At 59.4% G+C, this 14,122-nt stretch carries 13 protein-coding genes, 6 tRNA genes and 1 rRNA gene; all 20 read right to left on the bottom strand.

Features of this window, described 5'->3' with window-relative positions:
- Window positions 1-45: 45 nt before the first annotated feature.
- Window positions 46-666 (bottom strand): imidazole glycerol phosphate synthase subunit HisH, encoded by a 621-nt coding sequence (gene hisH, locus BMZ79_RS11635; protein ID WP_090640029.1) that lies wholly within the window; start codon window positions 664-666, stop codon window positions 46-48.
- Complete coding sequence (gene hisB, locus BMZ79_RS11640) at window positions 667-1,266, bottom strand: imidazoleglycerol-phosphate dehydratase HisB (protein ID WP_371263671.1); 600 nt, start codon at window positions 1,264-1,266, stop codon at window positions 667-669.
- A 209-nt stretch (window positions 1,267-1,475) separates the two neighbouring features.
- Window positions 1,476-2,771, bottom strand: coding sequence for a histidinol dehydrogenase (gene hisD / locus BMZ79_RS11645; RefSeq protein ID WP_090640034.1), 1,296 nt, complete (start codon window positions 2,769-2,771; stop codon window positions 1,476-1,478).
- A 157-nt stretch (window positions 2,772-2,928) separates the two neighbouring features.
- Window positions 2,929-3,594, bottom strand: a complete 666-nt coding sequence (gene hisG, locus BMZ79_RS11650) for an ATP phosphoribosyltransferase (protein ID WP_090640036.1) — start codon at window positions 3,592-3,594, stop codon at window positions 2,929-2,931.
- A 5-nt stretch (window positions 3,595-3,599) separates the two neighbouring features.
- Window positions 3,600-4,832, bottom strand: coding sequence for an ATP phosphoribosyltransferase regulatory subunit (locus tag BMZ79_RS11655; RefSeq protein ID WP_090640039.1), 1,233 nt, complete (start codon window positions 4,830-4,832; stop codon window positions 3,600-3,602).
- Window positions 4,833-4,991: 159 nt separating this feature from the next.
- Window positions 4,992-6,125, bottom strand: coding sequence for a polysaccharide deacetylase family protein (locus tag BMZ79_RS11660; RefSeq protein WP_090640043.1), 1,134 nt, complete (start codon window positions 6,123-6,125; stop codon window positions 4,992-4,994).
- A gap of 1 nt (window position 6,126) precedes the next feature.
- Window positions 6,127-6,618, bottom strand: a complete 492-nt coding sequence (locus BMZ79_RS11665; protein ID WP_090640045.1) for an acyltransferase — start codon at window positions 6,616-6,618, stop codon at window positions 6,127-6,129.
- Window positions 6,619-6,624: 6 nt separating this feature from the next.
- Window positions 6,625-7,281: a pyrophosphatase PpaX gene (gene ppaX, locus BMZ79_RS11670; protein ID WP_090640048.1), complete on the bottom strand. Its 657-nt coding sequence runs from the start codon at window positions 7,279-7,281 to the stop codon at window positions 6,625-6,627.
- Between the two features lie 10 nt (window positions 7,282-7,291).
- On the bottom strand, window positions 7,292-8,326 hold the full coding sequence (lgt, locus tag BMZ79_RS11675; protein WP_090640050.1) for a prolipoprotein diacylglyceryl transferase: 1,035 nt from the start codon (window positions 8,324-8,326) through the stop codon (window positions 7,292-7,294).
- 61 nt (window positions 8,327-8,387) lie between these two features.
- On the bottom strand, window positions 8,388-9,326 hold the full coding sequence (gene hprK / locus BMZ79_RS11680; protein ID WP_090640053.1) for an HPr(Ser) kinase/phosphatase: 939 nt from the start codon (window positions 9,324-9,326) through the stop codon (window positions 8,388-8,390).
- 208 nt (window positions 9,327-9,534) lie between these two features.
- On the bottom strand, window positions 9,535-10,656 hold the full coding sequence (locus tag BMZ79_RS11685) for an ABC transporter ATP-binding protein (RefSeq protein WP_090640055.1): 1,122 nt from the start codon (window positions 10,654-10,656) through the stop codon (window positions 9,535-9,537).
- A gap of 91 nt (window positions 10,657-10,747) precedes the next feature.
- A complete protein-coding gene (locus BMZ79_RS11690) occupies window positions 10,748-11,776 on the bottom strand; it encodes a PucR family transcriptional regulator (protein WP_256252677.1) in 1,029 nt (342 codons plus the stop codon).
- A gap of 198 nt (window positions 11,777-11,974) precedes the next feature.
- Window positions 11,975-12,778, bottom strand: coding sequence for an MraY family glycosyltransferase (locus tag BMZ79_RS11695; protein ID WP_371263672.1), 804 nt, complete (start codon window positions 12,776-12,778; stop codon window positions 11,975-11,977).
- Window positions 12,779-13,048: 270 nt separating this feature from the next.
- A tRNA-Lys gene (locus BMZ79_RS11700) sits at window positions 13,049-13,121 on the bottom strand.
- A 15-nt stretch (window positions 13,122-13,136) separates the two neighbouring features.
- A tRNA-Tyr gene (locus BMZ79_RS11705) sits at window positions 13,137-13,221 on the bottom strand.
- Between the two features lie 34 nt (window positions 13,222-13,255).
- Window positions 13,256-13,331, bottom strand: a tRNA-Phe gene (locus tag BMZ79_RS11710).
- Between the two features lie 77 nt (window positions 13,332-13,408).
- Window positions 13,409-13,485, bottom strand: a tRNA-Asp gene (locus BMZ79_RS11715).
- Window positions 13,486-13,499: 14 nt separating this feature from the next.
- A tRNA-Val gene (locus BMZ79_RS11720) sits at window positions 13,500-13,575 on the bottom strand.
- A 9-nt stretch (window positions 13,576-13,584) separates the two neighbouring features.
- Window positions 13,585-13,661, bottom strand: a tRNA-Met gene (locus BMZ79_RS11725).
- Window positions 13,662-13,853: 192 nt separating this feature from the next.
- Window positions 13,854-14,122: ribosomal RNA gene (locus tag BMZ79_RS11730) — 23S ribosomal RNA — on the bottom strand; the annotation flags it as partial.

Below are 14,122 nucleotides of genomic sequence, written 5' to 3' on the forward strand. Positions count from 1 at the left end.
GAGATCCGTTCGTCGCACGTCCCGTGCTTCCCAGCCCGCCCGCGGTCAGCGAACCGCTTCGCGCGCGCCGGTCAGCGTCAGGAAATTGCGGAGCAGGCCCATGCCGAGATCGCTGCTCTTCTCCGGGTGGAACTGCATGCCGTACACGTTGCCCCTGCCGACGATCGCCGTGACCGGACCGTTGTAATCCGTCGTCGCCAGCAGATCGCCGTCGCGTTCCGGCTTCGCGTGGAAGGAATGCACGAAGTAGACGTGCCCCGGCTCAAGCCCCGCGAACAGCGGACTCTTTTGGCGGAACGTCAGCTTGTTCCAGCCCATGTGCGGCACCTTGAAGTCGCCCCGGAACCGCATGACCGTGCCCGGCAGCAGGTTCAAGCCCTCGTGCGGGCCGTACTCCTCGCTTTCGCTGAAGAGCAGCTGCATGCCGAGGCAAATGCCGAGCAGCGGCTTGCCGGTCGCCGCGTACGCCCGCGCCGTATCGTCGAGCCCGGTGTTCCGCAGATTTTCCATCGCGTCGCCGAAGGCCCCCACGCCCGGCAAAATCGCGCCGTCCGCGTCCATGATCGCCTTCGCGTCCGCGGTGACGACCGCTTCGAAGCCGAGCCGTTCCACCGCCTTGCTCACGCTGTGCAGATTGCCCATGCCGTAATCGATGATGGCGATCATTTACAGCACTCCCTTCGTCGAGGGCACTCCTTGTACGCGCGGATCGATGCTCGACGCTTCGTCAAGCGCGCGGCCAAGCGCTTTGAACACCGCTTCGATCATATGATGGGTATTGTGGCCGTAATGCACGATGACGTGCAGCGTCATGCGCGCCTCCAGCGCCAGCTTCCACAGAAACTCGTGCACGAGCTCCGTCGAGAAGCTGCCGACCTGCTGGGACGGATATTCCGCCCGGTACTCGAAGTGCGGCCGGTTGCTGAGGTCGAGCACGACCTGCGCCAGCGCCTCGTCCATCGGCACGAACACCGACGCGTAACGCTTGATGCCGCGCTTGTCGCCCAGCGCGTCGCGAATCGTTTGCCCGAGGCAGATGCCGATGTCCTCGACCGTGTGATGGTCGTCGATGTCCACGTCGCCGCGCGCCTCGACCGTCAGGTCGAACTGGCCGTGCTTGGCGAACAGGTCCAGCATGTGGTTCAGGAACGGCACGTCCGTCTCGATTTTCGAAACGCCTGTCCCATCCAGCGCAAACGCGAGGGTAATATCCGTTTCGTTCGTCTTGCGCGCCACGTCGGCCGCGCGAATTGCTTGTTCCGCCATAATCGCATCCATCCTTCTTTCCCGTCGAATCTGATCGTAATGCCGCCGCCGGGCACGCGCGATGCGAGCCTAATGCAGACGGATCCTAACGCGCTGCCGGCTTGCGGCCGTCGAGCCTGCGCTAGCCGGCACCGGCGCGGATCGTCTCGCCGCTCGATCTCCCGTTCGGTCATACCGCTTATCTTGCCTCGAGAACTTACATCTTGAACTTAGCGTTCGTTCCGTCGCTCCCGCTCCAGCCGGATCTCGATCGCTCTCGCGTGCGCCTCGAGGCCTTCGTGCCGCGCCAGCGTCATGATTTGATCGCCGTTTGCCAGCAGCGCCTCGCGGCTGTAGGAGATCAAGCTCGATTTCTTCACGAAATCGTCCACGTTCACCGGCGACGAGAACCGCGCCGTGCCGTTGGTCGGCAGGATGTGGTTCGGGCCGGCAAAATAATCGCCGACCGGCTCCGAGCTGTACGGGCCGACGAAGATCGCGCCCGCGTTCTCGATCCGGCCCAGCACCGTCATCGGTTCGGCCGTCATGATTTCCAAGTGCTCCGGCGCCATCCGGTTCACGGCCGCGACGGCTTCGTCCATCGACGCGGCCAGCAGAATCGCGCCGTAGCCCTCGATGGAGCGGCGGGCCGTTCCCTCGCGCGGCAGCGTCGCCAATTGGCGCTCGACTTCGGCCGCCACGGCGTCGCCGAGCGTCTCGGACGTCGTCACGAGAATCGCCGACGCCATCTCGTCATGCTCCGCCTGCGACAGCAGGTCGGCCGCGACGTAGGCGGGATCCGCCGTCTCGTCGGCGAGCACGACGATCTCGCTCGGGCCGGCGATGCTGTCGATCGCCACGACGCCGAAGACGGCGCGCTTCGCCAGCGCGACGTAGATGTTGCCGGGGCCGCAGATTTTGTCCACCGGCGGAATCGTGGCCGTGCCGTACGCCAGCGCGGCGACGGCTTGCGCGCCGCCGACGCGGTACATCTCCTTGACGCCCGCTTCCGCGGCGGCGACCAGGATGTACGGATCGATGCCCGCCTGCCCGCCGGTCGCCGGCGGCGTCGCCATGACGATCTCGGGCACGCCCGCCACCTGCGCCGGAATCACGTTCATCAGCACGGACGACGGATACGCCGCCTTGCCGCCCGGCACGTAGACGCCGACGCGCTTCAGCGGACGCAGCAGCTGGCCGAGCATCGTCCCGTCCGGCTGCACGTCGACCCACGACTGCCGCAGCTGCTTCTCGTGGAACGCCCGGATATTCGCCGCCGCTTGACGGATGGCCGCCAGGAAGTCCGCATTCACGCGATCGTACGCGGCCTGTATCTCCTCGTCCGCGACGCGCAGCGCCCCCGCGTCCAACTTTACCCGGTCCAGCTGCTCCGTATAGCGCAGCAGCGCCGCGTCGCCTTCCGTCCGGACGTCCTCGACGATCCGGGCGACCGTCTCGTTTTGCTCGGGGGAGCCGTACTCCACTTTGCGTTCTAATCCAAATTGCTCCGCACGCAGCTTTCGCATGCCGCTTCGCTCCTTTCGCGCCCGTTATCGTTTGTACGGGCAGGCTCGTACGCGCCCGCATCCGGCCCGCCGGGGCGCCGCATATGCTAGCGCGCCACCCTGAGCCAGCCGTTCGTTTCCCGCCACACCCGACGCCGCCGAGCCAGGCTGGCTTTTCTTACACGTTCGCCTTCGCCGCGATCGTGTGCTGCAGCTTATCGCACAGGCTTTGGATCGCCTCGTTCTTCATCCGGTAGCTGACGCGGTTCGCGATCAGCCGGCTCGTGATGCCGAAGATCGTCTCCATCTCCACGAGGCCGTTCTCGCGAAGCGTCTGCCCGGTCTCGACCATGTCGACGATCCGGTCGGCCAGCCCGATCAGCGGCGCCAACTCGATGGAGCCGTTCAGCTTGATGACCTCGACCTGCTGCCCCTGCTCGCGGAAATACTGCGAGGCCACGCTCGGGTATTTCGTCGCCACGCGGGGATGAATCACCGGCTTCCAATCCGGAAGCCCGATGACCGACATGCGGCACTTCGCGATGCCGAGATCCAGCAGCTCGTAGACGTCCTTGTTTTCCTCCATCAGCACGTCCTTGCCCACGATCCCGATATCGGCCACGCCGTATTCCACGTAGGTCGGCACGTCCACCGGCTTCGCCATGATGAAGGACATGCCCGCATCCGGCAGCTCGATAATCAGCTTGCGCGTGTCGTCGAAGTCGCTCGGGATCGGCACGCCCGCGTCGCGGAACAGCTGCGAGGCGACCTTATAGATGCGGCCCTTCGGCATCGCGACCTTCAGCAGCTCGCGCCCGGCCGCTTGCGGTTCGTTTGCATTCATGCCAGCTACTCCCCTTCCCGCTCGCCGCCGAAATACGTCAGCAGCTTCGTAAACGCGACGCCCTTGTACAGCACCTGCCCGCCCGCCGACGCCGCTTCGCGCACGGCCGCTTGCGAAACGGCATCCATCCGTTCCGTCATGACGGTGACGGACGCTCCGCCGGCTTCGCGCAGCTCGCGCGCCTTCTCCAGCGCGACCGCGCGGCCTGCCGGGTCGTAGCCGATCAGCACGCGCGCCGGCCCCGCGTCGTCGACGGCATCTCCGATCAGCTCGAGGATGCGCGTCGTCTTCAGCGCGAAGCCCGTCGCCGGCGCCGGACGCCCGAACTGCTTCAGCAGATTGTCGTAGCGGCCGCCGCTCGCCACCGGGAAGCCCAGATCCGCGGCGTACGCTTCGAACGTCATGCCCGTGTAGTATTGGAAGTCCCCGATCATCGTCAGGTCGATCAGCGCATGCTCGCAGACGCCGTATGCATCGAGCACGTCCCACATTTCGCATAGATGGCGGATGGAGGATAGCGCCATTTCGTCCAGCCGCAGCGCCATGGCCTGATTGCAAATCTCCTGGCCGCCCCGCAGGCGAAGGATGCCTTCGAGCTCCCCGCGCATCTCGTCCGAGATCGTCAGCGAGCGCAGACGTTCCCGGTAGCCGACGTAGTCGCGGCCGAGCAGGTACGCCTTTAGTTCCTCCTGCGCGTCGCGGCAGCCCGGAAGCGCCGCTTCGAACAGCCCGTTCAAGAAGCCGACATGGCCGATCGCGATCTTGAACCGCTTCACGCCCGCCGCCTTCAGCGACGCGATGGCCAGCGCGACCACTTCCGCGTCCGCGTCCGGCGAGGCGTCGCCGACCAATTCCACGCCCGTCTGGAAAAACTCCGCGTCGCGGCCCGCTTCTTCTTCGATCGCGCGATAGACCGACGAATGATACGACAGCCGGATCGGGAACTGGACGTCCTTTAGCACGGAAGACACGACGCGCGCGATCGGCGCCGTCATATCGGAGCGGAGCACGAGCGTCGTGCCGCGGTTATTCAGCAGCTTGAACAGCTTCTGGTCGGACGTCGAGCTCGCTACGCCGACCGTATCGTAATATTCCATCGTCGGGGTCATGATTTGTTCATACCCCCATGAACGCATGCAAGCCAGCACTTGATTTTCGATTTGTCTCAGCTTCGTTACCGCATGCGGCAGATAATCCTTCACGCCGATCGGTTTCTCGAATACCTTCGGTTTGGACATTTCTCTTCACCCACGACGCTTTAGTTTGTTAACGTGTTACCATATTACCATACTGCCAAAATAAAGGATTAGTCGTAATAATACCACGCCCCGAATGTTCCGTCAATACGGCAGCTCTTTACCGCAGCGAAACATCCTAAGCGCGGCGCCGGGTACCGGTTACCCCCGATCGTCCTTCGCGTGGCGCCTGCGCAGCATCCGCCGGCCATGCTTGTCCTCCCACGCGTTCACCAGGAGCTTCAGCAGGACGGTCGTCAGAATCGCCGTGCTGAACGCGCCGAATTCCAGCAAAAACCGGGAAGCGTCGCTTCCCGGTTTGGTGATGCGGGTTCCTTCTTTCATCAAATCGATGAGGGCGACAGGCTTGTCGTCGATGCCGCCGGCGTTGACGCGGTATCCGTTGCGCTGACCGTAGCCATTGATGCCGGGCTTGACGGTAAACGTGACGTCGATGCCCAGCTTGTGGCAGAGACGGAGGACGGCATTGCTGTACGCGCCGTACGGGAAGGCCAGGATATGATCCTTGTTGCCCAGCTTGCCGTCCAATACGTCATCCGCCTTCGCTAGGTCGTCTTTCACGCGGGCGAGGTACTCCTTCGTCGTTTCGCTCCGGTGCAGCTTCTTCAGGTACATCGGCGCCGCCAGCATCGGCAGCTGCCTGCCGCCTTTGCCGTCGTGCGAAGCGTACGCATGGGAATCGAAAGTGTGGTTGTGGAAGTCGTACCCGTTCCGATGCATCTCCTCGACCTGCTGCCACGTCAGCTTCGGAATCCCGATATGATGCGGATTGCCGACGGTGTTGACGATCAGGAAGTTCGTCGCCGGCACATGGAACTGTCTGAGCACCGGATAAGCGTCCGTGTAATACGATTCGTAGCCGTCGTCGAACGTCATCAGCACGGCATTGTCCGGGACAGGCGCATCCTTCAATATAAACCGTCTGTACTGTTCCATCGTAATCCAATGAAAGTTGTTTCGTTTCATCAGCATCAGCTGCTGTTTGAACTTGTCGAGCGGCAGCGCCTTGTCGTCCATCGGCTTTGCCGCCACCTCGTGGTACATGAGAACGATGACGCGATGTCGGTAATACACCCCGTGCGGATTGTCGGTTTCGATCGGTCCGCCCCCCGGCTTGCCGGCTGCGCTCGGCTTGCGCGGCGTGCCTCCGGGTCGTGCCATTGCGGCCGCCGACGAATGCGATAACCATTTGACTTGCAGGTAATAGCCGCCCGTCAGCACGGCAGCCAGCACGACGAGGAGCGCCGTCAGGGACGCTTTGCGGTTCGTGTTCACGTCAGTTCTCCTGCCTTCTGTGGATGTCTTGGATGGGATTGCCGCCGACGAATGCGCCCGGCGGAACGTCCTTATGCACCACGGAACCGGCCGCGACCACCGCGCCGTCGCCGATCGTCACGCCGGGCAATATCGTCGTGTTCGCGCCGATCATGACGTTCGCCCCGATGCGGACGGGGCCGAGCCTGTATTCCCGGATCAAATATTCATGCGTCAGAATCGTGGTGTTATAACCGATGATCGAGTTGTCCCCGACCGCGATCTTCTCCGGAAAAAACACGTCCACCATGACCATCAGCGCAAACGCGGCATGGCGCCCAACCTGCATGCCGAGCACGCGCCGATAGATCCAGTTTTTGACCGGCAAGGAGGGACAATAGCGCGCCGCCTGGATAAAGACGAAGTTGCGCACCGCCTTCAGGCGGCTTACCGTCCGGTACACCTGCCAAAGCGCGTTCGGCCCTTCCACGGGATAACGCTCCACGTTTCTCAACGGCGATTACTCCAATCCGACCAAGGCGTATAAATCGCGCATATCGCGTAGGATGTGCCGGGCTCCGCATTCCCGCAGCACCCGTTCGCCCTTCAGCGACCAAGCCACGCCGACCGATCCGACGCCGGCCGCTTCCGCGGCTTGGATATCGACCACGCTGTCGCCGACCATCAGCGTCTCTTCGGGCTTGGTGCCGATGATGTCCAGCGCGCGCCGCACGGGCTCCGGATCGGGCTTCGGACGGGTCACGTCCTCGATCGTCACGATCGCGCCCGGTTCCACATACTCGTACAGGCCGACATATCGCAGCCCGCGCTCGGTCGTGAGCCGAATTTTCGTCGTGACGATCCCGATCTTGATGCCGGCTTCGCGCAGCTTCAGGAATGCTTCGTTGACGTTGGGAAAAGCCTTTACGTATTCGTCATGCAGCCTGAGATTCACTTCCCGGTACGCCGACACCAGATCTTCGACCTGCTCGCGGCCCGAGAACAGCTGCAGCTGCGTAAACAGCGGCAGCCCCATGCTCGGAATGATGTGCTCCCGCGTGAAGTCGGGCGGAACGATGTCCTTCAAGGCGAAGAGAAACGACTGAATAATCAGCTCGTTCGTATCCATGATTGTGCCGTCCAAGTCGAACAGTACCGCTTTGATCGTGTTTGTCATGCCTTGCGAGTTACTCCTTTATCGGCGATTCGTCCGCTCCGCGCGTCATGCCGCCGTCGTGTTCGACAGGCGGATTGCCGTTCGCAGCATCCGTCTTTTTCTTGTTTTCGGCACCGGCGGGAAGGCCGGTCTTGAAGTTGATGATCGGATCGTTATAATGCTCGGCAGCGGCCCCCGTGCGGCGCCGGACGATGATCATCGCGATGGACGCGACGACGAGCAATACCGCCAGCAGCTGCGAGATCCGGATGTTGCCGTACGACGGATCCAGGAATCCTTGCGCCGAGAATACCGTTTTCATCGGCGACCAGAGCGCGTTCAGGACGCTAGCGGCCCAGTCCGCCCCATGGAACGCCAAGCTGTCCGTCCGCAGTCCTTCGACGTAGAAGCGGCCGACGGAGTACCAGATGAAGTAGAAGAAGAGCGCCTCGCCCGCGCGCAGAAACGGACGGCGGCGAATAATGAGCAGGATGACGAGACCGACCAGGTTCCAGAGCGACTCGTAGAGGAAAGTCGGGTGATGGAACGTGCCTTCGACGTTCATTTGGTTTACGATCCAGCCCGGCAGGTGAAGCGTATTGCGCAAGAAGCCCTCCTCGACGGGGCCGCCGTACGCTTCCTGATTGACGAAGTTGCCCCAGCGGCCGATCATTTGGCCCGCGATGAGCGACGGCGCGCAGATGTCGGCGATCCGCCAGAAGCTGTAGCCCTTTTGCCGGAAATAGATAATGCCGCAGACGAACGCGCCGATCAGCGCGCCGTAGATCGCGATCCCGCCGTTCCAAATTTTAAAGACGTCCATCAAATGGTTCTTGTACTCGTCCCATTGAAAGGCCACGAAATAAATGCGGGCGCCGATAATGGCCGACGGTACCCCGAACAGCAGCAAATCCATGAAAAAGTCCGGCGATAACCCGAAGCGCCGGCCTTCCCGCACCGCCAGCAGCAAGCCGACAAGCGCCGCGCTTCCCAAAATGATGCCATACCAGTGCACGCTAATCGGGCCCAGCGAGAAAGCGATCGGATCTAAACGTAATCCAAACATGCGTCCTTGGCTCCTTCTCTATGATCGGTTTTGATGTTCCGGGTCCATCTCAAGCCGGCAATCAATCGAAATCGTCCGCGTCCTCCGCGATCGTCTCCGTCAGCTTGTTCGTAAACTGCAGCGCCGCGTTGTACCCCATCCGCTTCAGCCTAAAGTTCATCGCCGCCACTTCGATGATGACCGCGAGGTTTCGTCCGGGCCGGACCGGCACCGTCACGATGGGCACGTCCGTATCGATGATCCGCGTCGTCTCTTCGTCGAGGCCAAGCCGGTCATACTGCTTGTCGGCCTGCCAGTTCTCCAGCTTAATGACGACGCTGATCCGCTTATTATTGCGAACGGCGCCTGCGCCGAACAGCGTCATGACGTTGATGATGCCCAGTCCGCGAATCTCGAGCAGATGCCGGATCAGTTCGGGCGCCGTCCCGTGCAGCTGGTTGTCGGACGTCTGGCGGATTTCCACCGCATCGTCGGCAACGAGGCGATGGCTGCGCTTCACCAATTCGAGCGCCGTTTCGCTTTTGCCGATGCCGCTGCCGCCCGTTATCAGCATCCCGACCCCGTACACGTCCACGAGGACGCCATGAATCGTCGCGGATGGTGCCAGTTTGCGCTCGAGGAAGTTCGTGATGCGGCTTAAGAAGATGGTCGTCGCCGCGTTGCTGCGCAGCACCGGGATCTGCCGCAGATTTGCCTGTTCGATCAGCTCGGCGGGCGCGTCCAAGCCCCGCGTAATAATGAAGCAAGGGGTTTCGTCGTCGAACAGCCGCTCGATCCGGTCGATCCGCTCCTGCTTGGACAGCGTGTCCATGAACGTAATTTCCGTTTTCCCGAGAATTTGCACGCGTTCCTTCGGGTAGAAATCGAAATACCCTGCCATTTCAAGTCCCGGTCGGGACAAATCGTCCAGGGAGATGCTGCGTTTCAGACCTTCTTCGCCGCCCAAAATTTCGAGCTGAAACTGGCTCACCAGATCCGATACTTTCACTTTCTTGCCCATCGATTGGCCTCCTCAAAACCCGCAGCCGGCTACGCGTTGATTGGTAATAGTAAAATTCCAGATGTATTCATCCTATAGGAAATAAGAACCGAAATCAACGCCAGGCGAGTGGGAAGACAGACAGGTCCTTGCTCCGTCGGACGCCTATACGCAAAAACAGCCGCCCGATAAAATCGGACGGCTGTTCGTAAAGGAGAAGTCCCGTTGATTAAGCTTCGAATACGTTCAGTTCGCTCTCTTTGTCGAAGATATGAACTTTGTTCATATCGAGCGCGAGCTTCACGTTCGTGCCTTCTTTTACGCCGGAACGGCCGTCGATACGCGCGATAACCGTATCCTTGCCTACGCCGTTCAGGTACAGGTACATTTCGTGACCAAGGTTCTCGGCAACCTCGACGTGAGCGTTCACGATCGTTTGCGGGGAAGCCTCGTGGAATACCGGTTCTTCGTGCAGGTCTTCCGGACGGATGCCCAGAATGATTTCTTTCCCGATCAAGCCTTTTTCGCGCAGCAATTGCGCTTTGCCGTCCGGAACGAGAACGTCGACGCCCGTCGCTTTGAAGCGAACGGAACCGCCGGCCTCTGCCAAGGTGCCCGTGATGAAGTTCATCGCAGGAGCTCCGATGAAGCCTGCTACGAAGATGTTAACCGGGTGGTTGTACAGCTCTTCGGGAGAAGCGGCTTGTTGGATGATGCCGTCTTTCATAACGACGATCCGGTCACCCATCGTCATGGCTTCGATCTGGTCATGCGTTACGTAGATAACGGTCGTTTCCAGACGTTTTGCCAGCTTGGAGATTTCCGCGCGCATTTGACCGCGAAGTTTCGCGTCCAAGTTGGAGAGCGGTTCGTCCATCAAGAAAACTTGCGGTTCACGGACGATAGCACGGCCGAGGGCGACACGTTGGCGCTGACCGCCGGACAGTGCTTTCGGCTTACGGTCGAGCAGGTGTTCGATATCGAGAATTTTAGCGGCTTCGCGAACGCGCTTGTCGATCTCCGCTTTTTTGAATTTACGCAGTTTCAAACCAAAAGCCATGTTTTGGTAAACGTTCATGTGAGGGTACAGGGCGTACGATTGGAATACCATCGCGATGTCGCGGTCTTTCGGAGCAACGTCGTTAACGAGACGTTCGCCGATGAACAGTTTACCTTCGGAGATTTCTTCAAGACCTGCGATCATACGAAGCGTCGTGGACTTGCCGCAACCGGACGGACCGACCAGAACCAGGAATTCCTTGTCTTTGATGTCGAGGTTGAAATCTTTAACCGAAGCGAGGTCACTACCCGCGTATTTTTTGTAAACGTGTTCTAAGCGTACACCAGCCATTTGTGCTTCCCCCTAACGATTAGTTGTCTTTCACTACATTTAGTTTATATCAGTGCTGTCCATATGACTATGCACATACCTTACAAAAAAACTAAGCCCTTTTCGTCACTTTATACAATAGCAAAATAATTTTGACGAGCACCGCATCCCGGAACTGCCGGACGTCCAGCTCCGTCTCCTGTTTCAGCTTGTCCAACCTGTACAGCAGCGTATTCCGATGAATGTAGAGCTTTTTCGCGGTTTCGCTGACATTGCAATCCAACGCGAAGAACGTTTCCAGCGTCGTCAGAATTTCCGGATCCAAGAAGGCGTCCGTCCGTTTGAGCGCCTGTTCCACGAATTTGATGCGGTGCGCTTCGGGAATGGTATTAAGCAGCCGCTCCAGATGAAGCATCCACGGCAAATGAATATTCGACCCGAGATGAAAGGCACGGCCGAGATGAACGGTTTCGCGCAGCAGAGCCGTTGTCCCGACGATGGAATTCGCCGGCGAGATCGGGTGGGATACCGCCAGGTGGCACTCGCCGCCCATCCATTCGCTGGACAGCATTTCGTGCAGACCGGAAGCGATCGAAGACAAGCTCTCTTCGAGGGATTCGTCATCCTCCTCGTCCCGCTCGCCCGACTGGGCGTCATGAATGAGGGATGCCGGCCCCAGAATCAGCCACTCTTGCTCCTTCAGCGGAATGATCAGCACCTCTTCCGCCAAGAACGTCCGCAGCAGCTTTTCCAGTTCGCCGAAGTTGGATCCCCCCGGCTCCGGCTGTTCGCTGACCAGCAGGAACGGGATCATGGACGAGAACAATCGTCCCCGCGAGACAAACCGATCGGGCAGCTGCTGCTTCGAATCGCCGGTTTCCAACTGCTCGTCGATCCACGCGCCTAGTTCTCTGGCGTAGCGTTCGGACTCCGTCATGCCGTCGAACGTTTTGGAACGATCCGTAAACATTTGACTCAACGTCCATCCGATGAGACGCTGCTCCGTCTCGCTCAGCTCGCGCCGATGAACTTCGAGAATATGCAGAAGCTCCGTTTCCTGCTCCAGCGCAAACCACGTCGCGCCTTCCGGACCTTCGACATAATCGCCAATTGTAACCGCATTCGTTTTTGACTTTTGCAATCGGCCATTCGAAGAATGGCTCTGCTCGCTGCTCAACAATCGCCAGTCATGAATCGGGAGCTGATGCTCTCGGACCGGGCAATCCAGAACGGCTTGCAACTGCGTGATCCATTTTGCATCACTCATCGGTTTGCCCCTATCCGTCGGCGCGAATCGCGCTTTTTTTATGCATCAGTATACCACAAATCGACTGTTTTTTCAGCTTAGCGCGAGCAGCAGCACCAGCGACAGCAGCGAGAAGAGGGCGGCGATCAAATAAATGAAGGAAACCGTCTGAATTTGCGTGAGTCCCCAACGCATGAGAACATGGTGCGTATGCAGCTTATCCGCGCGATGAAGCCCTTTGCCGGATAGGAGCCTCCGGAGCATGACGACGGCCGTATCCAAAATCGGTACCCCGAGGGCCAGCAGCGGAACCGCCACCGTAACCAGCGTAGCGCTCTTGAACGCCCCGTCCACCGCCGTGACGGCCAAGGAATAGCCGAGGAACGTAGCACCCGCATCGCCCATGAAGATCCGCGCCGGGTAAAAATTATACATTAAAAAGGCGATGCAAGCGGCAACCAGAATTACCGCAAGCAGCGCGGTCGGGAATTGATGTTTGATCAACGCGGCAACGAAGAGGGTCAACGAAGAGAGCGTTGCGACCCCAGAGGCGAGACCGTCTACGCCATCAATGAAGTTGATCATGTTGATTAAGGCGAACACCCAAACAATCGACCCGACGATGCCCAGCCAATGCGGGAAAATAAGCATGCCGTGCGGGCTCGACAAACCTTCGATCTCAATGCCGAACCATAAGGGCATAGCTGCAACGACCAAATAGACGATCACGCGCGGCCAGACGGGAAAATCCTTTCCTTTGGTCTTTGCCGCATCGTCGAGCAGCCCGGTCAGGACGAGCGCGAGGCCGCCGATGGCGATGGTCAGACTGAGCGACGTAGCGCCTTGAACGATCAAAAGCGTCGTGACAATGCCGACGTAAAGCGCGGCGCCGCCCATAAGCGGAACCGGCGTCTTGTGAATTTTCCGGGCATTCGGACGGTCGACGAATCCGTAACGGATCGCCAGTCGCCGAAGAATGGGAACGAGCGTAGCCACGATCGTAAAGCATAGCAATGCCGCAAATGCGAATATCATCCAGATGGGACCCCCTGACGCGAAGCAGTACGTCTTTGAGTTCAGTTTACCCGCTGCCGAATGAATAATCCGCTCGGAGAACAACAAAAAACCTGCAGGTCAATGACCTACAGGTTCTAGGAAGCGTCGAAGTGAGCCATGTAGGACTCGAACCTACGACACCCTGATTAAAAGTCAGGTGCTCTACCAACTGAGCTAATGGCTCTTACTGTGAAGGGAATGGTGGAGGGCGATGGATTCGAACCACCGAACCTGGAAGGAAGAGATTTACAGTCTCCCGCGTTTGGCCACTTCGCTAGCCCTCCACGAATACTTCAGGCATATCGCCTAAAAAACAGATGGTGGCTCGGGACGGAATCGAACCGCCGACACGAGGATTTTCAGTCCTCTGCTCTACCAACTGAGCTACCGAGCCAAGCAAGAACAAAATGTGACGTCGAGCTTCGGCCGATTGTTCAGCTATCTGAAGACAACTCACGATTTTGAAAGAAATGGCGGAGCCGACGGGATTCGAACCCGCGGTCTCCTGCGTGACAGGCAGGCATGTTAGGCCTCTACACCACGGCTCCGCGTTTGTAATGAATGGTGGAGGCTGAGGGGATCGAACCCCCGACCCTCTGCTTGTAAGGCAGATGCTCTCCCAGCTGAGCTAAGCCTCCTAGGAAATATGGTAGCGGCAGAGGGACTCGAACCCCCGACCCTCCGGGTATGAACCGAATGCTCTAGCCAGCTGAGCTACGCCGCCACATTGTTGCCTCGCGAATTGCTTGTCCATTCATAACCGAGGCAGTTATGTAGGTCAGGTTCAGACGTCGCCAAACGTCTTTACAATCGGTAATTAACATGCCGCGCTTGTCGACAGTCATTACTCGAAATTGCACCCTGAAAACTGGATACGAACCTTTGCGAAGGTCTTGCTTAGCTGAAGCGATGTACCTTGGATAAGCCCTCGACCGATTAGTATTCGTCAGCTCCACGCATTGCTGCGCTTCCACCTCGAACCTATCTACCTCGTCGTCTTCAAGGGGTCTTACATACTGGGAAATCTCATCTTGAGGGGGGCTTCACGCTTAGATGCTTTCAGCGCTTATCCCGTCCGCACTTGGCTACCCAGCGGTGCTCCTGGCGGAACAACTGGTACACCAGCGGTGCGTCCATCCCGGTCCTCTCGTACTAAGGACAGCTCCTCTCAAATTTCCTGCGCCC

Origin of the sequence: Paenibacillus sp. UNC496MF (genome assembly GCF_900113915.1) — a bacterium.
In the GTDB taxonomy this organism is placed as follows: domain Bacteria; phylum Bacillota; class Bacilli; order Paenibacillales; family Paenibacillaceae; genus Paenibacillus_Z; species Paenibacillus_Z artemisiicola.